The sequence below is a fragment of the Streptomyces sp. NPDC031479 genome (assembly GCF_055581065.1).
The window spans coordinates 215,816-239,672 of sequence record NZ_JBVIKC010000008.1; the positions used below are offsets into that span (position 1 = coordinate 215,816).

Here is a 23,857-nt window from a genome sequence, read left to right on the forward strand (position 1 = left end):
GCTGGTCACAGCCCCCTCTGGAGGTCCTTGACGAGCAGGCGCAGGACCACGGCGACGACGGCGAGGGAGACGCCGGTGATGGCGACCGCGAGCAGCATCGAGACGAGGACGGCACCGACGACCAGAACCACGGCGCCACCGGCCGCCGCGAGGGCGACGGCGCTGCCGGGGGTGAGCTGGACCGGGAGACGTCCCGGGGCGGCCGGGGTGGTCGGGGTGTGGTGGGCGGAGGCCGGCGGCGAGGACTCGTGACGCGGCTCGATGCCGGACGGGTGCGGGATGACGAGGCCGGTCGGGGACGGGTTCACCGGGATGCGCGGTCGGAGCATGATGGGGTCTCCTTACTTGGTGAGCGGGTCGAAGAGCGGAGCCAGGACGCTCCCGGCGAGGAGGTAGCCGCCGAGGAGGATCACGGCGACGAGCCACCAGGGCGGGCGGATGAGCTTGATTCCGAGCGCGCCGATGACGATCAGGGCGAGCCACAGGGGGACGTCCACGAGGTGGTCTCCTTCGCGATCAGCGCGGGTTGCAGCGGTGGGTACGGGCGGCGAGTTCGGCGGCGGCGCGGGTGTTGTAGTCGGCGGAGAAGTCGCAGCCGGGGGCGGTGCAGACGGCGGTGTGCTTGACGCGACCCCGGCCGTCGTTGTGGCTGCCGACGCGCACCGGGCCGAAGCGGATGACGTTGTAGAAGCGGTTCGGACGCATGGAGCCTGCGTCTCCTCTCAGGTCAGGCGAGGGCGAGGGTGATCGAGTCCGCCAGTGCCTCGGTGACTCCGAGGCGGCTCCGAAGGGTCGCGGCGTCCATCGCAGTTCCGGTCTGGGCGCGATGGGCGTCCGCGATCTTCCGCGCGTGATCGAGCAGCGCGGGCGGCACGGGCGGAGCGGGGGTGGTGTGGATCGGCGGATCGAGAGCGGGCGGGGCTGCCGGGGGTTCGGGTTCGGCCGGCGGCAGTTCGGGCGCCGGGTCGGGAGCGCGCTCCACGGTGAGATCGGCGACAGCTTCGGGCTCCTCCACAGCCACCGGTTCCAGGTCCTGCGACGGGGCTTGAGCCGAGGCCGGGCTGTGGGCGAGGAGCGTGCCGCCGAGGAACGCAAGCGCGGGCCATCCGGCGACGAGGATCCGCAGCCAGGCCGGGACGTCGTGCAGATCGAGCAGTCCGGCGGTGGCGACGTTGGCGCCGAGCGAGGCAACAAGGGCGATGGCAAACCACAACCAGGCGTCGCGGTTCTCCGAGTCCGTTCGCATCCGACGCCATGCCGCGACGAGCAGCAGATCCACGCTGACGGGGTAGGCCCAGGCCTTCCAACCGTCCTGCCCCGCCGCAGCGGCGAGGTCGTGCAGGTGTGCGAAAGACAAGGCCCCGGCGATGACGGCCTGGACGAGTACGGCGTCTGGGCGTAGGCGAGCAGTCACATCATCGGCCGGTCGGAGGGGCAGGACACGCCGAGGATCGACGCGATCTCCTCCTTGGAGATATCCCGCCAGGGGCAGTTACCGATCTCGTGATCGGAGCCGGTCTTCTCTCCGTTGTCGTCGCCGCAAAGCGTGCAGAACATCGGTTCTCCCGAGTTTGGGCATGGGTGGGGTAGGGATCTGGCGTGAGACGGTCACGCCGACCGAGGGGGGACTAGTCCGTCGCCGGGATCGGCTTCACGAGCGGCACGGGCCCGACGGACGCGGCCTCGGTGGAGTTCACCGGCCGGTACGGGGCGAGGGCCGGGAGGGCCGGGGTCAGGCGCGCGTACTGGACGCAGACCGCGGAGGCTTCGTCGGCGCTCAACTCGGGCGTGCGGATCCGGGACCAGCCCCCGGAGGAGTCCCCGGCGACAGCCACACCGGGCTTGTCCGGCGGGATAGCCGTCACGGCCGCGACCGCGTCCGGGGCGATGTCGCCCAAGCCCATGTCGGCGGTCTGCTTGTCGTTGACGCGGTGGACGACGCGCCCGGTGAGCTGGGCGCGGAGCGAGGTGGCGCCCTTGCCGAGGTCGGACCCGAACCGCTGGCCGCAGATCTCCAGATAGATCGCGGCGGCGCGGGCCAGCTGTCCCAGGCGGATCAGCTGCATGACCATCCGGTCCCGCCGTTCCTCGTCCTTCTTCCCCGTCACGAGGAACAGTTCCGCGACCTCGTCCACCAGCAGGACGATCGGCACCGGCCGGACCTCGTCGGGCAGGTCCCAAAGGTCGGCGGCGCCGTGCGCGCTCAGCAGGTCGAAGCGGGACTCCATCTCGTCCACGAGCGCGTCCAGGAGCCCGGACGCCTCATGCGGCGTGATGGCGAGCGCCGACAGCCGCGGTGCGTACCGCCGATGTTCGACACCACGCTTGCAGTCGATCCCGACCAGCGCGACCGGCAGCCGGGCGAGTTCCACGATCAGGTTGCGCAGGTACATGGACTTGCCCGACTGGTTGGCGCCGAGCGTCAGCGCGTGCGGCACCTTCCGGTAGTCCCGTACGAACGCGGTGCCGTCTTCGCGGAGCGCGACCGGAACGGTCATCGGCCCGGTGGGGCGGCGGCGCGGCATCTTCACCCGGCGCAACACGTCGTAGCCGGTCATCCGCAGCTCGACGAACCCGGGCCGGGTTTCGACCACGGCGACGGAGTGGACGCCCCAGGCGTGCCTCAGCCGCTCGGACGCCGCGATCACGTCGGCGGGCTCCAGACCGGCCGGCAGCCGCAGGGTGACCTGCATGCCGGTCGAGGAGCCCCGCACGCGGCGGACCTTCGGCGGGACGGGCTGAACGTCGCTGCGACGGGCGAGGTTGCGCACCAGGAACGCCCGCAGTCGCGACGGCTGCACCGTCAGGCCGCACACGTCCATCGTGGCCCGGTACGACACCGCGAACCGCACGCGCGCCACCGGCAGCCCCACCAGGGACCAGTACACGCGCGGTGCACGGGCCTTGGCGTAGCCGAGGCCTCCACTGGCACCAGCGAGCGGGAGGCCGACCTCCCATAAGGCCGTCAGATCGGCCATGGTCAGGCCCCGGCGGTGAGGGCGACGGCGCGGAACGAGATGCCGTGCCGGGTCTGGCCGTTGAACGTGTTCTCCCAGTCCCGGGCCTTGAGCCCGATCACCGACACCGGCATGCCCGGCATCAGGCCCTCGGGGAGACCGGTCTCCGGGACGGTCACCTGGTAGAGGTTGCCCTCCCCCTCGTCCGAGATCAGCAGCCCCACCGTGGACAGCCCGGCACCGGTCTCCCGGTCCATGGCGCGCTCACCGGTCTGCTTGCTTACGAGCTTCGGGGTCGGGGCCGTGGCCACGAACACCACGGCGGTCGACGTGTCCACCTTGAACGACGGCATCAATGCCTCCAGCGTTGTCGGGGGCAGCCCGAAGAGGACTACCAACTCCCGCTGTCCTAGGACTGCGAGCGCTTGAGTAGATAGTGCAGCGCAGTCCTAGGACTGTCAACAGTCCCGGGACTGTGTTTGACTTGACGCCGACGAAAGGGATACGCGATGGCCCCGAAGTGGAGAGAGCTGGCTGACAAGCTGGCGGAGCAGATCCGAGGAGGCGACTACGCCCCAGGCCAGCAATTGCCGCACATCAGGGATCTGGTGGACGCCGGCGAGGGTTCGAAGACAACCGTCCACCAGGCCTACAAGGCGCTGGAAGCGGAAGGCTTGGTCACCTCATCCCGCGGCCACGGAACTGTCGTGCGCCAGCAGGTGCCGCTGAAGCGACTCGGGATCGCCCGCTACGACAAGGCCAAGTGGCGAGACGGCGACGAGGTGGCGTTCATCGCGGACCGCGTGGCGTCAGGACGCGCGTACCGCCGCAACGAGCAGACTCAGTCGGTAAGTCTCATCGAGGCACCCCCCGAAGCTGCCGCCGCACACGGGCTGCCGGCAGGCGCGCAGGTCTACGCACGCGCGCGACTGGTGAAGGAGGGCGACCAGCCGACCCACACACTCACCAGCTACTACCGGCCCGAGCACGTCGAGGGAACGCGGCTGGTGGATCCGGCCCCTGGCCCGGCCGGTCGTGGCGGTGGGTTTCGCGTCCTGTACGACGCCGGCTACGAGATCGACCACATGAAAGAGCGGATCTTCGCCCGTACACCCACGGCCGACGAGGTGAGGCTCTTGCAGCTTCCGCAGGGCGAACCAGTGGTCGAGCTGCACCGAACGACCTTCACCGCCGACGGCACCGTGGTCGAGTTCGCCCTCGGGGTGCACGCGGCTTCGCGCTTCGCCTGGGAATACGACTTCCAGGTACCGGACTCGGCGAAGGACAGGGAAGGCCAGGAGTGATCTCGACGCAGGACTGGGCAGACACCCGGCTCCTCTGGAACTACCACCAGATGGGCCACGCTCCGAAGCCGTGCTCGGTCGCGATCGGGCTCGGCAGCCACGACCTGGGCGTAGCCGAGACGGCGGTCGAACTCTACGAGCGCGGCATGGCCCCCCTGCTCGTGTTCACCGGAGCCACCAGCCCGACGACGCGCGAGCGGATGCCCCGCGGTGAGGCCGTTCACTACCGCGAGCGGGCGTTGGAGCTCGGCGTCCCGGATTGTGCCGTGCTGGTTGAACCGCGAGCCCGGAACACGGGCGAGAACATCACCTTCTCTCGCGAGCTGCTGCACGAGGCCGGCGTCGAAGTGACCTCAGTCCTGCTGATCAGCAAGCCGTACGAGGAGCGGCGGGCATACGCAACGGCCCGGAAGCTGTGGCCCGAAGTCGAGATCGTCAGCGCTTCGAGCCCTATGACGCTGGACGGCTACGTCGACTCCATTGGTGACGCCAAGCTGGTGATCGACATGCTCGTCGGCGCTTTGCAGCGGCTGCTGATCTATCCGGAGCAGGGTTACATGATCAGCCAGGAGGTGCCGGACGACGTGATCGAAGCGTACGAGCGCCTGTGCCGAGGTGGCTTCACGAGCCGCCTGCTGTTGGACGACTCGGGGCAAGCTCGCGGCCGGACGAGCCAGTAGAGGCGGGGGTCATCGAGGGTCGTCGGACGCCCGCCAGGCAGCCCCACCTGATGCAGCCGAACCCGTTCCCGATCATGAGGGCGGCGGGGCGGCCGAGGGTGGGACAACGGACTGCACCCTCATTGGTGATCCGCTCACCGACGTCCAGGCCGCTCGCGCAACCGGCACAACGGTCATTACCTACGCCAACCAGCCCCACAAGGCCACACTCTTCGCCGAAGCCGAAGTCGATGCCGTCACCGATGCCTGCACGCCCTCGCTGAGGCATTCCCGGCGTAGCCGCAGGAGCCGCGCGGAGCTGTTACAGGTTTCTCTACCTCATCAAGCACCCGGCTGCGCTCCGCTCCGCCGGGCGGGCTTCCCGGCACCGCTCTGCGCGACGCTCCTGCCTTCGGCCCGCTCCGCGCACGCTCCGCCGACGCCCGCCCCTGCAAGGTGGGATAGGCCCGAAGGCATGAGTCGAGCCCACACGGGCCGCAGGATCCCCCCTCACCGACATGCCTCCGGCGGGGGCGCTCCGACTCCGGGATGGCGGGGGCGCCGCTGGCGAGTGCCGGCCGAATGGGGCTGAGGCGGGGAACTCCCATCCCGTCCACCGTCGACCCAGGCAAGCCGAGCAGACACGGCACCGGGCGTCCAGGTCGTTCGTCCAGTTGGGCGCTCCACCTGGACGCCCGGCACCGCGTCCGCTCCACATGCGTGTGGGTCGACGGCAGACGGGATGGGAGTTGGGGCGAGTGGTGGGCTAGCGCCAGACGGCCAGCTCGGCAGCTGGGATCCGTCCTCAAAGCAACCGATCACCCAAGGTAGGAAGAGACTGCAACAGGGAAAGAAACGAGCCATATTGGCCAGCTACCCCGTGTACACCGCCATCATTGCATTGCGCGCCATAGGCGCAATGGACCGCTGAAACTTGATTCTCGACGCATGTTCGCGATTACTCAGCGAAGTGGTGTCAACTGTCTTTACATCCGAGAGTAATCGCACCGAACTCGGAGAGCGCTCGTAGCTGGCTAGCATCCATCCGGTCATGACGAAGCCCACCTGACCGCGCATGCTGGCAGGCCGAACGGCAGGTGGGCAACCGAACCCGGAGGCTCAGACATGAGTTTGCCCCTTACCAGCCGATGCGTGTCAAACCAGCGTCAGGAACTCGCAATGATCACGATCATTGTTGTGATCATCCTCGTCTCATCAACGTGGGCCAAGGTCATTGGCGCCTGCGCGGATGCCTGTGCGTTCCTGACCCTCTTCCTCGTGGTCGGCAAGCCAGCAGCGCAGTAGCTCAATCCCCAGCTCGGTACCGCTCCGCTCTCCTAGAACGGGGCACATCCGCAAGGGCTGCTGGCGACCGCTCCACATAGAGTGGAGCAGACAGCTGCACGATGAGGGACGGCTCGGCTTCGGCTGGGCCGTCTCGGTTTCCGTCTCATTCGTTTCCGTCCGGGGGCGTCCAGGAAGGGCCGGGGGACGATGCGAAGACGGCAGACCGGGAACGATGAACGCAGGTGAACGTCCAGGAACCTGACCCAGACCAGCACCACCAGACTTGGAGAGCGTGCGCCGCGCGTGACAGCGAGTCCCCCTTGGCTACGGAAGGGCGCTCGTGCTGACCATTTTGGGCAACTGATGGCACCTCAAGCACAGGTCAGCGTGTTCGTTGGCTACCCACCCGGAGGTCTGGGCAGCCAGACGTCAGTTGCGGCTGAACTGACCAAGCCCTGACTGTCACCGTTCCGGCAGCATGGGGGCATCGACTTCCAGGTCGCCATCCCGGGCTACCGTCCACTTGCCCTCATCGAGCTCTACCCACGGCGCATCGCCATGCTCTGCGCTCCATGGAGTCAGACGGACGCTGACGGACTCACCTGCACCAGGGACCGGGAGGTCCAGAGCGGCTGCCACAGCCTGGTGGCTGCCGTACTGTCCGAGGATGACAATGCCCTCGGATTTCAGCGCCGAGCGGGATCCGCCGTTGTAGCGGATGCGCTTCATGTAGTCGTCCTGCTGGGCCACCGTCGCCACCACGCTGCGGGAGACTATGCGGCCCTGGGTGCGGCGGAACAGCTCATGCAGCCGCTGGGTACCGTATCGGGAGGCGAAGATCGCGTCGATGTCTTCCTGCGGGAGACGCAGCAGGATGTTGTCCTGAAGAGGTGCGTCCTTGAAGAGCCAGCTGACGGCAGTCTCTCGGGCGGCCTTAGTGAGGTTGCGCTTGCCGTCACGGTTACCCTCCTTCTTGGTCAGAAGGCCCTCGGTGACTCTGAAGAGTCCTGCCGACCAGAGCCCAGCCCTGTCGCTTGCCCAGACTCCCAGGCAGAGGTGACCCATCGCCTCCGGGGGGATCATCCACTTACCTAGGTCCTGGGAGTACTTGCAATCAACGTCGATTCCTGCGATCGAGTAGTCCATCTCGTCGCCGTCTGCGAATCCGAAGGCGCGCTGGAGGTTGATCTCGACGAGGGTGCCGGCGTGAGTCTTCTCCGTCTTGTGCAGCTCTTCCCACCGGAAGCGGCCCGTGTGCTGACCGTCGAGAAGCATGTCGAAGGTTCGGCGTAGGGCGAGGCCGAACTTCTCACCGTGATGGTCATCGGCCAGGATGGCATCCCTGACTGCCTCCAGCTGCTGGTCCGCGGACGCGTCAAAGGCACCAGGAAAAAGCGGTGGCTGAGAATCCGTCATGAGGGCATTTCCTTCCGGACGAGGAAGAGCGACAGGCACTGTGTGCGAACATGAGACGTGATCTTGAACCGGCGTGATCATACGTGCACGCCGACCGTCCACAGTCATCCACGTCGCTAATCGGCCACGCCCTCAACCAGCCCTCTATGGAAGCTTGCTGGTAGATCGACGACCACCTCCAGGCCCTGCTGTCGGTGCCGGCTGGTATGTCTAGCACCATGTCTCTTCCTGACGTCCGGGCGCCTCACATCGCGTTCGCTGCTCTGCCGACTGCCGACCTCCTCGTTGACGTGGTCTATGCCGGCGGGGCTAGCGGCCACACCGGAGATGACCCGATGTCCAAGCTCATAAAGGGCATCGGTAATCAGGGAGGCTTCCGCTACGCCGGCTCGCCAGCCCTCAGCACGGTGAAGCTGGCTGTCCTATACACCAGCGGCGGCGAGGTGGACTGGCCTGATCACTTGGATGTAGAGACAGGCACGTTCACCTACTACGGCGACAACCGGAAACCGGGACAGGGCCTCCACGAGACGCCACGCGCGGGAAACATCCTGCTGCGTGACGCTTTCGCTGCCTCTCACGGAACACCCGCCGACAGGGCAAAGGTGGCTCCGTTCTTTCTGTTCGAGAAGGCTGCAAAGTCGGGACGCTCTGTCCTTTTTCGGGGGCTGCTGGCCCCCGGCGGCCCAACGATGACGTCCGACGACGAACTCACTGCGATCTGGCGGGCTACCGCGGGCCGACGCTTTCAGAACTACCGTGCGCACTTCACTGTCCTTGATGTCGACCGGATCTCGCGCGGCTGGATTCAGCACCTGCTGGCAGGCGGCGATCCGCTCGAGGGCGGGTGCCCTGAGGTCTGGCGGATGTGGGTCGAAAGCCGTGTATACCGGCCGCTTCTGGCACCAGCGACCACATCCATCCGCTCGAAGGCGGACCAGTTGCCGACTGATGCCGTCGGCCGGGCCATGCTGCAAGAGATTCGAGAATACTTCCGCGGCCGTGAGCACGATTTCGAGGCCTGTGCCGTGGCGATCTGGCGGCTCATCGCCCCGAGCACAGGCGCGGTCGATGTCACCCGACCCAGCCGGGATGGCGGCCGGGACGCAGTCGGAATCTACGTGCTGGGGCCGACCGCCAACCGGATCGCGATCGATTTCGCGCTTGAGGCCAAGTGCTACGGGACGGACAGCTCAGTAGGAGTGCGGGAGGCCTCAAGATTGATCTCAAGACTCCGGCACCGAAACTTCGGCGTGCTCGTCACCACCTCGTTCATCAACAAGCAGGTGCAAGAGGAAGTCCACGAAGACAGGCACCCGATCGCCTTGGTCTGCGGGCGGGACATCGTGGACGTGCTGCGGCAGCACGGGCGGACCACTGTGGATTCGGTACGGCAGTGGCTCAAGCAGAGCTTCCCCCAGCCGTAGCCCTTTAGTGGCCACGGCCTATACGTGGACCAGCAAGTACAGCCGGATACCTCCCTGGCCCCTGACCTGCTGAAACGTGCGAGACGCACAGGGCCTCCGGAGCCGTATGCCCCGCTGTGCTCCCGTGTGCGCCTTCCCAGCCTGTGTGCCGGGCGGGACGCTGTCGGCGTCCGTGCGGCCGCGTGAGAAGGAGGTGCGGGGGAGTGACCCAGCCGAAGTGCGGAGCTGCGAAGAAGGGCGGTGGCCGGTGTGTGAGGCCGGCCACCGTAGGCAGCGGCCAGTGCTACCAGCATCAGGGCAAGTGGACAGCCCGTGGGGTGGCAGACCGCGAGGAGGCGGAAGCCAAGGCGAAGAAGCAGGAGCTTCGGAAGAAGAAGTGGTCCTGGTGGTGATCAGTCTCTGACATCCACCGCTGACATCAACGCGGGCGAACACTGGCGGTGCCGAGCGGTTGCACGGAGTCGTCGCATCCTGTGCCCGGTCGATTCCGGTCCGGTGCCGGGCGAGCTTACAAAGCAGATGTCGGCGGTTCGAAACCGTCCGCGCCCACCAGTGCAGAGGCCCCCAACCGATCTCGGTTGGGGGCCTCTGGCGTTGTTCCTGGCGGGAATGCGTCCGGCGGTGTTTCAGGGGTGGCGGTCTTTCGCTCGGGTGGGCTTGTGCTTCGCGGCGGCGAGCGCGAGCGCGAGGGTGCCGGTGGCGGCCAGGCTTGCGAGCGTGATCAGGGAGACTCCGATCATGAAGAGTCCGCTCCCGTCGTCCGACCAGTCGTAGTAGGAGGCGAGGGTCAGCCCGGCCGTGGTGCCGAGGATGGCCGCCGCCGTGTGGCCCCGGGACGCCGCCCAGTAGGCCAGGGCCAGTACGGTCAGTCCGAGTCCGATCACCTGCCACGCCTGGTAGGGGCCGGTCTCCGAGCCGTCGGGGTGTACGTCGCGGTGCTGGTCCCAGCCGAGCCAGGCGGCCCAGGCCGCTGTGGTCGCCCCGGCAAGCAGGGGGATCGACAGCCAGTGGAGAACGGGTGTCTGCGGTCCTTTGCGCATGGCCCCACTGTTCCCGTCCTCGTGAGCGGGCGTCAGGGTGCGGGTACTCAGTCCGAGTTGAGTGGGCGTACCCAGGAAGCCCCCCGCCGTCCGTGGCGGGGGGCTTTGGGTTTCGTGCGGCCGGCCCGGGTGGGGCCACGGGCTTGTTCAGGGGTCAGGCGTTGGGGCGCTTGCCGTGGTTGGCCTTCTTCTTCTTGCGGGCGCGGCGCTTGTTTCCTCGCTTGGCCATGGTGTCTCCCTCATCCCCCGGTACGGACATTTCGGGCGTTCGTCAGTCTAGGTCCCGGGTGGGTTTCCCGCACGGTGGGGAGGGGATCTCATCGCGGGGGTGATGGGCGTGGCAGGGGCCGAGGAGTGGGTCTGGGGGATCGGGATCGTGGTGGTGGGCTTCGGGGCCGGGTGGGGGGAGTGGCGGCGGTCCCGGGGGTTCGAGGCGCGGCGGGACGCGGAGCGGGCGCGGCTGCTCGCGGGGCTGGGCGCCGCCGGATCCGGGGCCGGTGAGGGGGGTGGTGAGGGGGACGGCCAGGGGGACCCCAGGCTCGTGGACGCCGGGCGGGGCGGGGCGGCCGAGCCGGGGGACCGGCGCGACGACTTCACCCCGATCCTCGTCGAGTACTACGCCTACGGGCTCGCGCAGGCCCGCAGCAGTTTCGTGACCAGCCAGCGGTTCGCGGGCATCGGTGCGGCCGTGCTGCTGTTCGGGGTCGGGCTCGCCGTGTGGAAGGCGGAGAGCGCCGGGGACGCGTACATCGGGGTGGTGACCAGCTCCGTCGGCCTGGTCGTCACCCTCGTCGGCCAGCTGTTCCACCGGCGGGCCGATCTCGCCCTGCGGCACATGGCCGCGCAGAGCGCCGCCCTGCGCGAGGACCGGCGGGCGGCCGAGAGCACGCGGCGGGCGATCGGCCTGCTGGAGGAGGTCGCCGACCCTGCGCTGCGGGGCCGGCTCCAGGCCGGGCTGATCATGAAACTTTCCGGGGCCGAGCTGCCGCCTTCCGCGCCATAGTGGAGGTATGTGCCGCTCCATTAAGACCCTGCGCCCGCCCGCCATCCCCGAGAAGGCCACCGAGGAGGAGATCCGCGCCGCCGCGCTCCAGTACGTACGGAAGGTGTCCGGATTCCGGGCCCCCGCCGCGCACAACCGGGAGGTGTTCGACGCGGCCGTGGACGCCGTCGCGGAGGCGACCAGGCTGCTGCTCGACGGGGTACAGGTGCGCGGACAGTCCGCCACGGTGTAGGCGTCGGGGGCCGGCGCGGCGCGCGGCGGGACGTCGGTCGGCCGGTCAGCCGGTCAGCCGGTCCGGGGCATGCGCCGGCGCAGGATCCAGATGCCGGCGCCGAGCGCGCCGGCCGCGAGGGTGCCGCCCAGGGCGACCTGCCCCGTGCTCATCGAATCGACGCTCCCGCCGAGTCCGCCGCGCGCGGCCCCCGGTGCGACCTGGAGGGTGACGGTGACGCGGCGGCCGCCCGTGCCGCCGCACTCGAAGGTGACGGGGTGGGCGCCGGTGGGGGCGTCGCGGTAGACGGTGGCGGCGCCGAACAGGTTGGTCGCCTCCAGGTTGCCCGGGGTCAGCGAGACCTCGCCGAACGCCCGGGAGGTGGCCCGGCCGGTCTTGGTGCCGCAGCCCTCGACGTTGAGGCTGACGCGCCCGCCCGGGGCGACGGTCCCGGGGGAGACGGTGGCGGAGGGGGCGGCGGAGACGGGAACGACGGGTGTGACGGCAGCGACGGCGAGTGTCGCGACCGCGACTCCCGCCAGGCGGTACCGGATGCGTGTGGGGGACATGGAGAGAACTCCTCGGGCTCCTCGAAACGGCGCGGCCAGGGCACGGACGTGACGCGGAATCGGATGCGCGCCGTGCTCTGGACGCTAGAAGCCCCGCCGGGACGCGGCGATCGCTGCAGGGTGAACGGGTGACCGACTGCCCCGCCCGGCCTACGCGTCCAGGTGAAGGGGCAGACCGAAGAGGGGGAACAGCCGCTCGGTGTCGCGGAAGACGCTGATGTCGGTGACCGCGTCCCCCGACACTTCGACGACCTGGAGCGCCCAGGGGTCGAAGCCCGTGCCGTCGGCCCGGCGCCGGTACTGGCCGAAGGCGGGCGAACCGTTCGCCGTGGTCGGGACCAGCCGGGACCCCCGGCAGCCGACGGCGGGACCGGTCAGCCACGCCCGGATCTCGGCGGAGCCCCGCATCCACAGGGTGTGGGGGGCCAGGGACAGCGTGGCGTCCACGTGCAGCAGCATGGAGAGGGCCTCCATGTCGAAGCCGGAGAACGCGGCGGCGTACCGGTCGGCGAGGGCCCGCCGGGTGGCTTCGCCGACCGCTGCGACCGGTGCGCCGGTTGCGGTCGGGGCGCCGCCCGCGCCTTCGCGGCGCCGGCGGCGAGCACCGCCCGAGCCCGCTGCAGCGCGCTGTTCACGGAGGCGACGGTGGAGCCCTGGACGTCGGCGACCTCCTGCGCCGAGAAGCCGAGGACCTCGCGCAGGAGCAGGACGGCGCGCTGCCGGGGCGCCAGGTGCTGCAACGCCGCTACGAAGGCCAGCCGGACGGACTCGCCCGTCTCGGCCGCCTCCGCCGGGTCGACGGCCACGGCCCCGGGGCCGGCGGGGAAGGGCTCGATCCACGCGGAGGCGTCCAGCGCGGCGCCCGGCGAGGTGGCGCCGACGGCCGGGCCGCAGAGGTCCATCGGGCGGGCCCGGCGTTCGCGGCCGGCCAGCGCGTCCAGACAGACGTTCGTGGCGATGCGGTAGAGCCACGTCCGCAACGAGGCGCGGCCGTCGAACCGGTCGGCGCCGCGCCAGGCGCGGACCATGGTCTCCTGCGCGGCGTCTTCCGCCTCGAACACCGACCCCAGCATCCGGTAGCAGTAGCCGGTCAGTTCCCGACGGTGCCCTTCGAGCCGGGCCGTCACCGCCTCGTGGCCGGGTGGGGTGCCGGTTCCGGGAACGTCCGGGTCCGTCATGCGTGTCTCCTACGTCGCGGGCGCCGTGGCCTCGGGTGGCCGGCGGACGAGAAAGGCGGCCAGGGAGCCCGCCGCGAACAGGGCGATCAGGGAGACCGCCGTACCGAGCCAGGTGGTGCCCAGCCACTGGGTGCCGAAGTAGCCCAGCGACACGCTGTAGCCCGCCCAGGTCATGCCCGCCAGCACCGACCAGGGCAGGAACTCCGTCACCTTGCGCTGGGTCCGGCCCGCCCCCAGCGAGACCACCGAGCGGCCGGCGGGTGCGAAGCGGGCGATCACCACCAGGGCGCCGCCGCCCCGGGCCAGGGCCGTACCCAGGCGTTCCTGAGCCCGGGTCAGTCGGCGGGAGCGGGCGATGGCCCGGTCCAGGCGGGCCCCGCCGAGCCGGGCCAGCCGGTACGCCGCCAGGTCGCCCAGGACCGAGGCCGTCGTGGCGATGACCAGCAGGGCCATGATGTCGGGCACCCGGGGCGGAGGACCGGCGGCCGCCGCCGCTGCCGCGGCCGTGATCACCAGCACCCCGCTCGGCAGCACCGGCAGGAACACGTCGAGCACGATGGACACCGCGACCACGACGTAGATCCATGGGCTTGAGGTCAACGACCCCAGCGTTTCGAGCACAGCGGGACTCCCCAGTCCGAAGCGCCGCGTCGTCGCGGGGAGCGGCAGGGGCGGCTTGACAGCCATACAGCGTACGCCCGGCGGGGGGCCGGACGAGCCCGGGGGCCACCGCGTCCGTCAGGTCCGCCACCGCACGGCGGGGTCCGCCACCAGGTCTGCCATCAGAGCCTTTCGACTGATCAGGGCCGTCAGAGCCGTCAGAGCCGTCAGGGCCGTCCGGGCCGTCCGGGCCACCGGGTCCGTCGGCCGGGCCACTAGTGCGGTTCCGTGAGCTCCCGGTCCAGGACGGTCACCAGTCGGGCCGTCCCGGCCGCCCCCCGTCGCCCAGGGCGGGCCTGGTCCAGGCGCAGTCGGGCGCTGCGGCCCGCCAGCGACAGCGTCATCAGTTGGTTGCCGAACCACGGGCCGCCCGTACGCCGCCAGCTCAGCGGCGGCCGGCCCGTCCGCCCGTGCCGGGAGAAGCCGCGCCCCAGCCACCGGCCCAGCCGCGACCAGCCCAGCCGGAACCCCCACTTGACCGCCGTGTGGATGGAGTTGTGCACGGGCGAGCAGGTCAGCTGGAGCACGCGGGCCGTGCTGGGTATTCGGGGCTCGGCCACGTACGCGTGGTGGACGTCCCCGGACAGGACGCACACCGTCGCCGGGGCCTTCGGTCCCGTCCCCACCTCCTCGACGAGGTCGCTCAGCGCCGCGAACGACGCGGGGAACGCCGCCCAGTGCTCCAGGTCGGCGCGCCGCCGCAGGTCCTCACCGATGCGTGCCCACCGCTCCCCGCGCTCTCCCCGGCACAGGGCGGCGTTCCACACTTCCGCGTCGTGGATCAGCGGGGGCATCAGCCACGGCAGCGAGGACCCGATCAGCAGGTGGTCGTAATCCCCGTGCCCGGCGAGGGCGTTCTCCCGCAGCCAGGCCTGTTCGGCCGGGTCGAGCATGGCCCGCCCGTCCTCTGCGAGCACCCGGGCCGCCCGGGTGTCCACCATCAGCAGCCGGGTCCGGCCGAAGTCCCGCCGGTAACTCCAGCGCACCGAAGCCGGATCGGCGTCCGCCCCGGCCGCGAAGGCGCGCAGGGCGTCGGTGCCGTCCGGGTCGGCCCGTACCGCCGCGTAGAGGGGGTTCGCCGCGAGTTCGCCGGGGGAGAGGTTGCCCAGGTGCTGGTGCACCCAGTACGACATGAGCCCGCTGAGCACCCGCTCCGGCCACCACGGGGTCGCCCGCATCTGCGCGAGCCAGGACTCGCTGGTGTTCCAGTCGTCTATGACGTCGTGGTCGTCGAACATGTGCAGGCTGGGGACCGTCGAGAGCAGCCAGCGGATCTCGGGGTCGAGCCAGGACTCGTAGTAGAGCCGGGTGTACTCCTCGTAGTCCGCGACCTGGGCGCCCGGGGCCTCGCGCAGGTCCCGGCGGGCCGCGAGCCACTGCCGCGTCTCCCGCGACAACTGGTCGGCGTAGACCTGGTCGCCCAGCAGCAGGAGGAGATCGGGTCTGGGCGCTCCGGGGTCGGCGGCGAGCCGTGCCGCGAGGGTGTCGAGGGCGTCGGCGCCGTGCGGTCCGCGCCGGCCGGCGGGCGGGGCGGCCTGCCGACAGGAGCCGAAGGTGACCCGGAGCCCGGGTGCGGGCCGTCCGGGGCGGCCTCCCACCGCCGGGGTGGTGATCGTGCTCGCGGGGAAGCCGCTCCCGGACGCCGGCCAGACGAGGACTCCGTCGAGGAGCACCTCGTAGGCCGTGGTCGTGCCCGGGGTCAGGCCGGTGACCGGGACCAGCGCGTAGTGGTGGCCGCAGATCTGGAAGGTGCGGGCGCTGCCGCCGGATCCGTCGTCACACCGCACCACGGCCGTGCACGGGCGGTCCGCCTCGACCCATATCGTGGCGGCACCGCCCGTGTCCCAGTCGATGTGGCGCAGCAGTGGCCCAAGACGCAGTCCGGCCATGGAACTCCCCCTCCTCCATACCCCTTTCGATCACGGTACGGGGCGGAGGGCACGCCTGGCCTCCCCCTGGCGGGGGAGAGCGGGGGTGAACGCCGGGTCAGCAGCCGTTCAGGAGGTTCACCAGGGCCGTCTTCTCCCCGCTGTCCATGCTCAGACCCCAGTACTGCTTCACCTGCACCCACATCCGGGCGTACGTGCAGCGGTACGCGGTGCGCGGGGGCAGCCACTTGCCGGGGTCGAGGTCGCCCTTGGCCTGGTTGACGTTGTCCGTGACGGCGATGAGCTGCGGGCGGGTGAGGTCGTTGGCGAACTGCTGACGGCGGTCGGTGGTCCAGGAGTTGGCTCCCGAACGCCAGGCCTCGGCGAGGGGGACCATGTGGTCGATGTCCACGTCGGACGCGGCGGTCCAGGTGGCGCCGTCGTACTCCGAGTACCAGCTGCCGCTGACGGCGGCGCACGCGGAGTCGGTGACGACGTTGACGCCGTCGCGCTTGAGGACCGTCTCGCGGGTGTTACACGTTCCGGAGACCGTGCTCCAGTGCGGGAACTGGGCGCGGCTGTAGCCGCTGAGGGAGCCTTCCGGTGCCGGCGTCACCGTGGCCAGATAGCTCCGGGCGGCGGCCGCGCTGATCGGGGTGGGCGGGGAGGCCAGGGCGGCCGGGGCGTTCACGAGCGAGGTGAGCGAGGCGAGGGCGACGGCGGACGCGAGGATGCCCGCGCGGCCTATGTGACGCGCGTAGAAGGAGGGCATGCGAAGAGAAGCGAGGGCCATGAGGGCTCCCTGGGTGCGGGGGGTGGTGGCCGTTCCGCCCCGGTGGGGCGCGGCCATGCTGGCGGCGCCAGGTGTCGCGGGAACGGGCGCCAGGTGACAGGTTGCCGACATGAGCACGTCACATCAAGACAACCAACGATCCCCGGCCACAGGGAAGTTGGAAATCCGGCCACTCGCGTGACGGGGAACGGGGTGGAGTGGGTCCAAGCTCACATTCCGGGCACGGGTGCCCGGCGGCCACCGTCGCGTACCCTTGACGGAGCAGAAGGGGAGTAGCTCTTCGCCGGACCGTCGACATACTGCTGGGTCACTCCAGCCGGCGCCCGGAGGCGGAACGCGTCAGCGGTCGGCCAGCGAGACCTTCGGCCGCAGTGTCCTGCCCGCGTTTACGCACCCCGGGGCGCCGCCGAGCCGAAGCGACCCCTGATACACCCCAGGTCTCTCGGTCCCGATGGCGTCCTGCCCGACCGATCGAGGTCCCACCCCGTGTTCAGCTTCACCGTCATGGCGATCGCCTTCGGCGTCGTCTTCCTCGCCGAACTTCCGGACAAGACGGCCCTCGCCGGTCTGATGCTCGGCACCCGCTACCGCGCCTCCTACGTCTTCGCGGGCGTCGCAGCGGCCTTCGCCGTGCACGTCGCCCTCGCCATCGCCGCGGGCAGCGTGCTCACGCTGCTCCCGCACCGGCTGGTCCAGGCCGTCGTGGGTGTCCTCTTCCTCGTCGGCGCGGCCATGCTGCTCCTGAAGAAGGATGACGGGGACGAGGAGGTCAAGGCGCCCGCCGACCAGTCCTTCTGGAAGGTCTCGGGGGCCGGCTTCATGCTGATCCTGGTGGCCGAGTTCGGTGATCTGACCCAGATCATGACCGCCAACCTCGCCGCGCGGTACGACAACCCGGTCTCCGTCGGTCTCGGCGCGGTGCTGGCCCTGTGGACGGTGGCGGGCATCGGCATCCTCGGCGGGCGCACCCTCATGAAGTACGTGCCGCTGCGGCTCATCACCAAGATCGCGGCTGCCGTCATGGCGGCGCTGGCGGTGTTCTCGCTGTACGAGGCGATCGCGGGCTGAGCGGAGCCCCCTCGCGGACCGGGAAACCTCCTTGTGGGGGCCCGGGGCCGCGGGCACGCTTGCGGGCGTGACCTCCACGACGCCCACCCCCGCGCCCGCTTCCCCGCCCTCGTCCCCGTCCTCGTCCGGCCCGGGTTTCGGCTGGTCCAACATGTTCGTGCGTCCCGACGAGGACACCCGGTCCGACGGCGGGTTCCGGGGTGAGCGGGCCCTCCTGGCCGGCTACCTGCGCGACCAGCGGATCACCCTGGAGCTGAAGTGCTCCGGGCTCGACGCCGGGGCGATGGCCCGCCGGGCGGTGGAGCCCTCGGACCTGTCGCTGCTGGGCCTCGTACGTCACCTCGCGGGCGTGGAACAGAAGTGGTTCAGGGGGGTCATGGCGGGCGAGGGGATCCGTCGCCACTACCGCTCCGAGCGGGAGCCGGACGGGGAGTTCACGGGTGCCGTGGCCGACCCGGCGGTGGTGGCGGAGGCCTGGGCCACCTGGCGGGCGGAGGTCGCCTTCGCGGAGAGGCTCGTCGAGCAGGCCCCCGACCTGGGCGTCACCGGTGACGACGGTGGCGAGCCGATCGAACTGCGCGAGGTGCTGGTGCACATGATCGAGGAGTACGCCCGCCACAACGGCCACGCGGACCTGCTGCGGGAGCGGATCGACGGGCGCGTCGGGCAGTAGCGCGGAGTCGTCGTGCCGGTTTGCCGCCGACTCGCGGGGCGCGGTCGCCTGCGGTGTGTCCCGTCGGGTTGTGGCCGCCCCGCGGCGCGTCCTGTCGGGGTGCGGCTGTCTGCGCCGCGGCCCCGTGCGGCGCGTCCGCGCGCGCCGAGGCCCTGCGGGTGGTGTCGGCTAGCGGTGGGCGCTCTGCGCCGCGGCCCTTGGGTTGGGCGCCCGCGCGTCGGACGCCTTGGCTCCGGGCGCCTTGGCTCCGGGCGCCCCGGGCCGGGTCGCCCGCCCGGTCTCGGGTCAGGCGCCCCGGCCCCGGGTCAGGAGGCAGGGGTGAGGGCGAGGCGGATCGTTCCGTCCCCGTCCGCCTCGACGCTGACCGAGGTCAGGTCGGGAACGTGGGCCGTCGGCCCGTACGCCGCGGCGCGCGGGCCGACGCCGATCACGCGCATGCCGGCCGCCAGGCCCGCGGCGATGCCGGCGCCGGAGTCCTCGAAGACCACGCAGTCGGCCGGGTCCACGCCCAGCTCGGCCGCGCCCTTGAGGAACCCCTCGGGGTCGGGCTTGCTGGCCCCGACGGATTCGGCGGTGACGCGGACGCGCGGCATCGGCAGCGCGGCCGCCGTCATCCGGGCCGCGGCCAGGGCGGCGTCGGCCGAGGTGACGAGGGCGTGCGGGAGCCCGGCGATGGACGCCATGAACTCCTCGGCGCCCCCGACGGGGACCACGCCGTCGGTGTCGGCCGTCTCGCGGGCGAGCATCACCTTGTTCTCGGCGTGATTGAGCTCCATCGGGCGCTCGGGCAGCAGGACGGCCATCGTGGCGTAGCCCTGGCGGCCGTGGACCACCTTGAGCGCCTCCTGCGGGTCCAGCCCGTGGGACACCGCCCACTCGCGCCAGCAGCGCTCGACCACCGCGTCCGAGTTGACGATGGTGCCGTCCATGTCCAGGAGCAGGGCCCGGGTGGTGAGGACGACGGGGGCGGTGGTCGTGCTGGCCGGCATCGGAGGGCTCCAGACGGGGCGGGAAAAGAGAACAAGTGGTTCCGTCCACCGGTCAGGGAGTGCGGACGGAACCACTTTGTTCCTACACGATACAAAACGTGGGAGGGTGCGCGCCACCGCCCGCGGAGTGATCTATCCCTCCAGGGCCCGCCGGGTCGCCGGACCGTAGACGCCCGGCGGGTCGCCTTCGACGTCGTTGTAGAACTGGAAGTCGTCCACGGCCCGCTCGACGGAATGCCCGTAGCGGCCGTCGAAGCGGCCCCGGTACAGGCCCTGGTCCGCCAGGAGCCGCTGGAGCTTCTCCACCTCGGGGCCGGAGTCCCCGGAACGCAGGGTCGCCGGCTTGGGCGCGGGCGGCCGGGTGGTGGGGCCGGCGGGGCGGCCGGTGGTCCCCGTCGGGGCCGGGGCCGCGGAGGACGAGCGGGACGCGGTGGGGCTCGCGGCGGAGGCGGACGGGGACGCGGAGCGCGACGCGGAGGCGCTCGCGCTGGGCGAGGCCGACGCGGAGGGGGACGGCGTCTCCCCGGTGGGCCCGTCCGACGGGCCGACCGGAGCGACGCTGATGGCGGGCGCCGACGGACTGGGGTCCAGCAGGGCGGCGTCGCCCTTCCCGGAGCCCGTGAAGACCCCGAGCGACAGTGCCACCGCGCCGGCGGCCAGGACGCCACCACCGGCGATCAGCGGCACCAGCAGCCGGTTCCGCCGAGCGGAGCCCGCGCCGGAGCCCGCGCGGCGCGGGTGCGGGGCGACGGGGCTCAGCTGCACCGTCTGCTCGGCCGGCACCGGTACGGGTATGCCGTAGGCGGGCGTGTGGGGCTCCGGAGCCACCGGGGGCCCCGCCGGCACCGCCGCCAAGAGCTCGGTCGGCGCCTGCACCCGCGGGGTCGGCGGCCCGCCCCCGGAACCGGCACCGTCCGCCGCGGAGGGGTCCGGGCCCGCCGTGCCCGGCCGCCCGGGATCCGGGTGCCCGGCCCCGTACGCCGCGGCGCCAGCGCCGGTTCCGGCCGGGGGCTGCGGCCATACGGCGTGCCCGTCCAGGGGGCCGGGCACGTACGGGCCCCCGAGCCCCTGCGGGGCCCCGTGCCCCGGCGCCGGGGGCGTCGGGACCTGCGGGTGCGGACCGTCGGCCCCGGACGGGACCTCCGCGTAGGGCGTGACGGGGCCGGGGCGGGGCCCGGGACCAGCACCGAGGCCGGGCCCGGGACCAGCGCCGAGGCCAAGGCCAGGGCCGGGTCCGAGGCCGAGGTCCGGCTCCGGGGACGTCGGGGCCGGGGTCGGCCGGGGAGCGTAGGGACGGATGCGGAGCGGGTCGAAGGATCCGTTCGGCATGCATGTGCATTCGGCGCGTACGGCGCCGCAATTCGGACAGCGCTCAGCGCTCACTGCTACCCCTCCCGTGGCCACTGCCAGCGATTATGCAGACCCCGCAGGTCCGGCCCAACCCGCCCGACAGGCCATAACCGGACACACCGCTCAGGATGGATGGTGCCGATCCTGCCTGAGGAGGACCCGATGGCCCAGGATGTCACCGCTTCCACCGTGGAACCCGGTCCCGGTGCCGAGCACGCCTCCCGGGAGGTGCTCGTCTCGATCGGAGCCCTCCTGCTGGGCCTGCTGATCGCCGCCCTCGACCAGACCATCGTCTCCACCGCGCTGCCCACCATCGTCAGCGAACTGGGCGGCATGGAGCACCTGTCCTGGGTGGTCACCGCCTACATGCTGGCCTCCACCGCGGCCACCCCGCTGTGGGGCAAGCTCGGTGACCAGTACGGGCGCAAGAAGCTCTTCCAGTACGCCATCGTGCTCTTCCTGATCGGCTCCGCGCTCTGCGGCCTCGCCCAGAACATGCCCCAGCTCATCGGGTTCCGCGCCCTCCAGGGCCTCGGCGGCGGCGGGCTGATGGTGCTCTCCATGGCGATCGTCGGCGACATCGTCCCGCCGCGCGAACGCGGCAAGTACCAGGGCCTCTTCGGCGCCGTCTTCGGTGCGACCAGCGTCCTCGGGCCGCTGCTGGGCGGCCTGTTCGTGGACCACCTGACCTGGCGGTGGGTCTTCTACATCAACCTCCCCATCGGGCTGGTCGCCCTCGTCGTGATCGCCGCGGTCCTGCGGATCCCGGCCCGTTCCTCGAAGCACACCATCGACTACCTCGGCACCGCGCTCATCGCCTCCGTCGCGACCTGCCTCGTGCTGGTCGCCTCCCTCGGCGGCACCACCTGGGCCTGGGCGTCGAGCCAGATCATCGGACTCGCCGTCCTCGGCGCGGTGCTCCTCGTCGCCTTCGTCCTCGTCGAGCGGCGGGCCGCCGAACCCGTGCTGCCGCTGAAGCTGTTCCGCATCCGCACCTTCACCCTCTGCTCGGTGATCAGCTTCATCGTCGGTTTCGCGATGTTCGGTGCGATGGTCTACCTGCCGACCTTCCTCCAGATCGTGCGGGGCGTCTCGCCGACCATGTCGGGCGTCCACATGCTGCCGATGGTCTTCGGCCTCCTGATCGCCTCGACCGTCTCCGGGCAGATCGTCAGCCGCACCGGGCGGTGGAAGGTCTTCCCGATCGCCGGCACCGGCGTCACCGCCGTCGGACTGCTGCTCCTGCACCAGCTGGAACGCACCAGCTCCGACTGGCAGATGGGCGCCTCCTTCTTCGTCTTCGGCGCGGGCCTGGGCCTGGTCATGCAGGTACTCGTCCTCGTGGTGCAGAACGCGGTCGCTTACGCGGACCTCGGCGTCGCCACCTCCGGTGCCACGTTCTTCCGCTCCATCGGTGCCTCCTTCGGCGTCGCCATCTTCGGCACGATCTTCACCAACCGGCTCGGCGACCAGCTCTCCGCCGCCCTCGCCGGCGTCGCCCTGCCCCCCGGCCTGAGCGCACAGCAGCTGGAGGCCGACCCGCGGGCCATCGGCACGCTCCCGGCGAACCTCCAGCCCACCGTCCTCGACGCCTACTCCACGGCCATCACCGACGTCTTCCTCTACGCCGTGCCCGTGGTGCTGGTCGCCTTCGTCATCTCCTGGTTCCTGAAGGAGGACAAGCTCCGCGGCTCCGTCACCGCGCCCGACGTGACCGAGACCCTCGCCTCCAACCCCGTCGAGCGCTCCTCGCGCGACGAGGTCGCCCGCGCGCTGTGCGTGCTCGGCAGCCGTGAGGGCCGCCGCCACGTCTACGAGAAGATCACCGACAAGGCGGGCTACGACCTGCTCCCCGCCGCCAGCTGGCTGCTGCTGCGGATCAACAAGTACGGCTCCGCCGACCCGGCCGAGCTGGCGGAACGCACGGGGATCCCCCTCAAGGCCATCACCGACGCCGGCCGCCAGACCGAGGAACGCCGGCTCGCGGTCCGCGAGGGCCTCTCGCTGGTCCTGACCGACCGGGGACGGGAGGCCGCCGCCCGGCTCGCGGCCGCCCGGCAGGAGTCCCTCGCCGAGCTGCTGGGCGACTGGTGGGGTCCCGAGCGCCCGACCGACCTGACCGAACTCGTCGCGGAGATCAACCGGGAGCTGTGCGGTTCCGACGCCGAGGAGCCCTACGACACCCTCCCGCGCCGGGACCACGCCGCCCCCTGACCCGCCCGTCCCCGAGCCCGCGCCGGCGGTGGCGGTGGCTCACCCCAGGGACTTCTCGAACCAGTGCTCGGCGTACGGCCCGGACTTGTACGCCGGTATCTCGCGGTACCCGTGACGCGCGTACAGGGCGCGGGCCTCCACCAGGTCGCTGCGGGTGTCCAGGCGCACCCGCCCCGCGCCCAGCGCACGGGCGGCCCCCTCCAGCGCGGTGAGCAGGGCCGCCCCGCCGCCGGTGCCGCGGGCGAGCGGGTCGACGTAGACCCGGGTGAGCTCGGCGGTGGCCGGGTCGAGGAGGCGTATGCCGCCGCAGGCCAGGGGCCGCCCGTCGAGCCGGCCGACCACGAACTGCCCCGTGGGCGGGACGAGGGCGTCGGCCGGATCGTCCGCCAGCCCCTCGTCGACCTCGGCCTCGGTGGCGGGCCGGTCCCAGTACCGTCCGGCGACCTCCGCGTAGTAGGCGCGGCGCAGGGTGGTGGCGTCCGGCGTGCCGAAGGGCTCCGCCGTGACCTCCCACCCGGTGGGGGCCGTCGCGTCGATGATCAGGTGCTCGTTCATGGTGTCAGTGTGGAGCGTCTCCCGCCCTCCCCGCGTGGAATATCCACAGCCACGGGCCGATGATGAGGAAAGGTGTAAATAGGACCGACGGGGGATCACGTCAACGAGTCAACGGAGGATGTGAACGGTATGTCGGAGCACCCGGACTGTGCCCTGATCCGCCGCGGCTACGAGGCCTTCGGCAAGGGCGACATGGACACCCTGGGCACACTGATGACGGCCGACGTCATCCACCACATGCCCGGCAGCAGCCCACTGGCCGGCCACCACAAGGGCCGCGAAGCCGTCCTCGACCTCTACCGGCGGCTCGGCGAGGAGACCAACGGCACCTTCCGGGTCCGCCTGGAACGGGTCCTGGTGGACGGCCGCGGCCACGCGATGGCCTTCCACACCGCCCAGGGCGACCGCGGCGACCGGGGCATCGAGATCCACGAGGGCCTCTTCTTCACCATCGTCGGCGGCAAGATCACCGACATCGACCAGTGCACCCAGGACATCGACGAGAGCGACGCCTTCTGGAGCTGAGACCCGGACGCCCCTCCGGAGCCGAGCCCCGGACGGGCACACCCCGTGGGAACGCGAAGGGTCCGGGGCGGCACGCCGCCCCGGACCCTTCGCGCACGTCGGCGCAGGCGG

Annotated in this window: 27 protein-coding genes and 1 pseudogene; 10 read left to right on the top strand and 18 right to left on the bottom strand. The window is 71.2% G+C overall.

The genetic code is table 11. From position 1 onward, the window contains the following. Window positions 1-5 precede the first annotated feature (5 nt). The 7 genes from ACZ5D2_RS12460 to ACZ5D2_RS12490 all read right to left on the bottom strand — a co-directional run bounded on the left by ACZ5D2_RS12460 (window position 6) and on the right by ACZ5D2_RS12490 (window position 3,310). Window positions 6-329, bottom strand: a complete 324-nt coding sequence (locus tag ACZ5D2_RS12460) for a SpdD-like protein (RefSeq protein WP_266838831.1) — start codon at window positions 327-329, stop codon at window positions 6-8. A gap of 12 nt (window positions 330-341) precedes the next feature. After that, window positions 342-497, bottom strand: a complete 156-nt coding sequence (locus ACZ5D2_RS12465) for a hypothetical protein (protein WP_266838830.1) — start codon at window positions 495-497, stop codon at window positions 342-344. A 19-nt stretch (window positions 498-516) separates the two neighbouring features. Further along, complete coding sequence (locus ACZ5D2_RS12470) at window positions 517-705, bottom strand: mobile element transfer protein (protein WP_266838829.1); 189 nt, start codon at window positions 703-705, stop codon at window positions 517-519. A 22-nt stretch (window positions 706-727) separates the two neighbouring features. Further along, entirely contained in the window at window positions 728-1,414 is a 687-nt protein-coding gene (locus tag ACZ5D2_RS12475; RefSeq protein WP_468928875.1) for a DUF2637 domain-containing protein, read from the bottom strand. After that, on the bottom strand, window positions 1,411-1,557 hold the full coding sequence (locus ACZ5D2_RS12480) for a hypothetical protein (RefSeq protein WP_468928877.1): 147 nt from the start codon (window positions 1,555-1,557) through the stop codon (window positions 1,411-1,413). The genes ACZ5D2_RS12475 and ACZ5D2_RS12480 overlap by 4 nt, the downstream gene beginning before the upstream one ends. A gap of 71 nt (window positions 1,558-1,628) precedes the next feature. Continuing rightward, on the bottom strand, window positions 1,629-2,978 hold the full coding sequence (locus ACZ5D2_RS12485) for an FtsK/SpoIIIE domain-containing protein (RefSeq protein ID WP_468928878.1): 1,350 nt from the start codon (window positions 2,976-2,978) through the stop codon (window positions 1,629-1,631). A 2-nt stretch (window positions 2,979-2,980) separates the two neighbouring features. Then, window positions 2,981-3,310 carry an SCO3933 family regulatory protein gene (locus ACZ5D2_RS12490; protein ID WP_150518921.1) on the bottom strand — a complete coding sequence of 110 codons (330 nt, stop codon included), beginning with the start codon at window positions 3,308-3,310 and terminating at the stop codon, window positions 2,981-2,983. Between the two features lie 156 nt (window positions 3,311-3,466). On the opposite strand from ACZ5D2_RS12490, the gene ACZ5D2_RS12495 reads away from it, so the two are divergent. The 3 genes from ACZ5D2_RS12495 (at window position 3,467) to ACZ5D2_RS12505 (ending at window position 6,225) form a co-directional block, all read left to right on the top strand. Next, entirely contained in the window at window positions 3,467-4,261 is a 795-nt protein-coding gene (locus ACZ5D2_RS12495) for a GntR family transcriptional regulator (protein ID WP_468928881.1), read from the top strand. Then, window positions 4,258-4,941, top strand: a complete 684-nt coding sequence (locus ACZ5D2_RS12500) for a YdcF family protein (protein WP_468928883.1) — start codon at window positions 4,258-4,260, stop codon at window positions 4,939-4,941. Before ACZ5D2_RS12495 ends, ACZ5D2_RS12500 begins: the two co-directional genes overlap by 4 nt. A 1,158-nt stretch (window positions 4,942-6,099) precedes the next feature. Continuing rightward, window positions 6,100-6,225, top strand: a complete 126-nt coding sequence (locus tag ACZ5D2_RS12505) for a hypothetical protein (protein WP_468928885.1) — start codon at window positions 6,100-6,102, stop codon at window positions 6,223-6,225. 444 nt (window positions 6,226-6,669) lie between these two features. Here the strand turns inward: ACZ5D2_RS12505 and ACZ5D2_RS12510 are convergent, their stop codons facing one another. Continuing rightward, the gene (locus ACZ5D2_RS12510; RefSeq protein WP_468928886.1) at window positions 6,670-7,623 is read right to left on the bottom strand and encodes a NaeI family type II restriction endonuclease; all 954 of its coding nucleotides are present in this window, start codon (window positions 7,621-7,623) and stop codon (window positions 6,670-6,672) included. 218 nt (window positions 7,624-7,841) lie between these two features. On the opposite strand from ACZ5D2_RS12510, the gene ACZ5D2_RS12515 reads away from it, so the two are divergent. Next, window positions 7,842-9,050 carry a restriction endonuclease gene (locus ACZ5D2_RS12515; RefSeq protein WP_468928888.1) on the top strand — a complete coding sequence of 403 codons (1,209 nt, stop codon included), beginning with the start codon at window positions 7,842-7,844 and terminating at the stop codon, window positions 9,048-9,050. A 626-nt stretch (window positions 9,051-9,676) separates the two neighbouring features. Here the strand turns inward: ACZ5D2_RS12515 and ACZ5D2_RS12520 are convergent. Both ACZ5D2_RS12520 and ACZ5D2_RS12525 read right to left on the bottom strand, forming a co-directional pair. After that, window positions 9,677-10,090: a hypothetical protein gene (locus ACZ5D2_RS12520; RefSeq protein WP_468928891.1), complete on the bottom strand. Its 414-nt coding sequence runs from the start codon at window positions 10,088-10,090 to the stop codon at window positions 9,677-9,679. A 154-nt stretch (window positions 10,091-10,244) separates the two neighbouring features. Next, window positions 10,245-10,319, bottom strand: a complete 75-nt coding sequence (locus ACZ5D2_RS12525) for a 50S ribosomal protein bL37 (protein WP_100661309.1) — start codon at window positions 10,317-10,319, stop codon at window positions 10,245-10,247. A 108-nt stretch (window positions 10,320-10,427) separates the two neighbouring features. Between ACZ5D2_RS12525 and ACZ5D2_RS12530 the strand changes: the two genes are divergently transcribed. Further along, window positions 10,428-11,093, top strand: coding sequence for a TRADD-N-associated membrane domain-containing protein (locus ACZ5D2_RS12530; RefSeq protein WP_468928893.1), 666 nt, complete (start codon window positions 10,428-10,430; stop codon window positions 11,091-11,093). A gap of 7 nt (window positions 11,094-11,100) precedes the next feature. After that, a complete protein-coding gene (locus ACZ5D2_RS12535) occupies window positions 11,101-11,325 on the top strand; it encodes a DUF2277 domain-containing protein (RefSeq protein WP_266838818.1) in 225 nt (74 codons plus the stop codon). Between the two features lie 53 nt (window positions 11,326-11,378). On the opposite strand, the gene ACZ5D2_RS12540 is transcribed toward ACZ5D2_RS12535, so the two are convergent. The 5 genes and pseudogenes from ACZ5D2_RS12540 to ACZ5D2_RS12560 form a co-directional block, all read right to left on the bottom strand. Next, on the bottom strand, window positions 11,379-11,873 hold the full coding sequence (locus ACZ5D2_RS12540; protein ID WP_371678693.1) for a hypothetical protein: 495 nt from the start codon (window positions 11,871-11,873) through the stop codon (window positions 11,379-11,381). A gap of 150 nt (window positions 11,874-12,023) precedes the next feature. Next, a pseudogene (locus ACZ5D2_RS12545) lies at window positions 12,024-13,051 on the bottom strand (sigma-70 family RNA polymerase sigma factor). A gap of 9 nt (window positions 13,052-13,060) precedes the next feature. Further along, the gene (locus ACZ5D2_RS12550) at window positions 13,061-13,672 is read right to left on the bottom strand and encodes a DedA family protein (protein ID WP_371678695.1); all 612 of its coding nucleotides are present in this window, start codon (window positions 13,670-13,672) and stop codon (window positions 13,061-13,063) included. A gap of 254 nt (window positions 13,673-13,926) precedes the next feature. Further along, window positions 13,927-15,600: an alkaline phosphatase D family protein gene (locus ACZ5D2_RS12555; protein WP_468928896.1), complete on the bottom strand. Its 1,674-nt coding sequence runs from the start codon at window positions 15,598-15,600 to the stop codon at window positions 13,927-13,929. 97 nt (window positions 15,601-15,697) lie between these two features. After that, a complete protein-coding gene (locus ACZ5D2_RS12560; RefSeq protein ID WP_371681284.1) occupies window positions 15,698-16,351 on the bottom strand; it encodes an HNH endonuclease family protein in 654 nt (217 codons plus the stop codon). A gap of 507 nt (window positions 16,352-16,858) precedes the next feature. Here ACZ5D2_RS12560 and ACZ5D2_RS12565 point away from each other — a divergent pair. Further along, the gene (locus ACZ5D2_RS12565; protein WP_468928898.1) at window positions 16,859-17,440 is read left to right on the top strand and encodes a TMEM165/GDT1 family protein; all 582 of its coding nucleotides are present in this window, start codon (window positions 16,859-16,861) and stop codon (window positions 17,438-17,440) included. A gap of 151 nt (window positions 17,441-17,591) precedes the next feature. Beyond that, on the top strand, window positions 17,592-18,113 hold the full coding sequence (locus tag ACZ5D2_RS12570) for a DinB family protein (protein WP_371681285.1): 522 nt from the start codon (window positions 17,592-17,594) through the stop codon (window positions 18,111-18,113). Window positions 18,114-18,418: 305 nt separating this feature from the next. On the opposite strand, the gene ACZ5D2_RS12575 is transcribed toward ACZ5D2_RS12570, so the two are convergent. Both ACZ5D2_RS12575 and ACZ5D2_RS12580 read right to left on the bottom strand, forming a co-directional pair. After that, the gene (locus tag ACZ5D2_RS12575) at window positions 18,419-19,102 is read right to left on the bottom strand and encodes an HAD-IA family hydrolase (RefSeq protein WP_371678698.1); all 684 of its coding nucleotides are present in this window, start codon (window positions 19,100-19,102) and stop codon (window positions 18,419-18,421) included. Between the two features lie 132 nt (window positions 19,103-19,234). Then, on the bottom strand, window positions 19,235-19,930 hold the full coding sequence (locus ACZ5D2_RS12580) for a peptidoglycan-binding domain-containing protein (RefSeq protein ID WP_468928900.1): 696 nt from the start codon (window positions 19,928-19,930) through the stop codon (window positions 19,235-19,237). A 684-nt stretch (window positions 19,931-20,614) separates the two neighbouring features. On the opposite strand from ACZ5D2_RS12580, the gene ACZ5D2_RS12585 reads away from it, so the two are divergent. Next, entirely contained in the window at window positions 20,615-22,666 is a 2,052-nt protein-coding gene (locus ACZ5D2_RS12585) for an MDR family MFS transporter (RefSeq protein ID WP_371678700.1), read from the top strand. A gap of 39 nt (window positions 22,667-22,705) precedes the next feature. Here the strand turns inward: ACZ5D2_RS12585 and ACZ5D2_RS12590 are convergent, their stop codons facing one another. Beyond that, complete coding sequence (locus ACZ5D2_RS12590) at window positions 22,706-23,221, bottom strand: GNAT family N-acetyltransferase (protein ID WP_371678702.1); 516 nt, start codon at window positions 23,219-23,221, stop codon at window positions 22,706-22,708. A gap of 129 nt (window positions 23,222-23,350) precedes the next feature. On the opposite strand from ACZ5D2_RS12590, the gene ACZ5D2_RS12595 reads away from it, so the two are divergent. Next, complete coding sequence (locus tag ACZ5D2_RS12595) at window positions 23,351-23,746, top strand: nuclear transport factor 2 family protein (protein WP_266838807.1); 396 nt, start codon at window positions 23,351-23,353, stop codon at window positions 23,744-23,746. The last annotated feature ends 111 nt before the right edge of the window (window positions 23,747-23,857 follow it).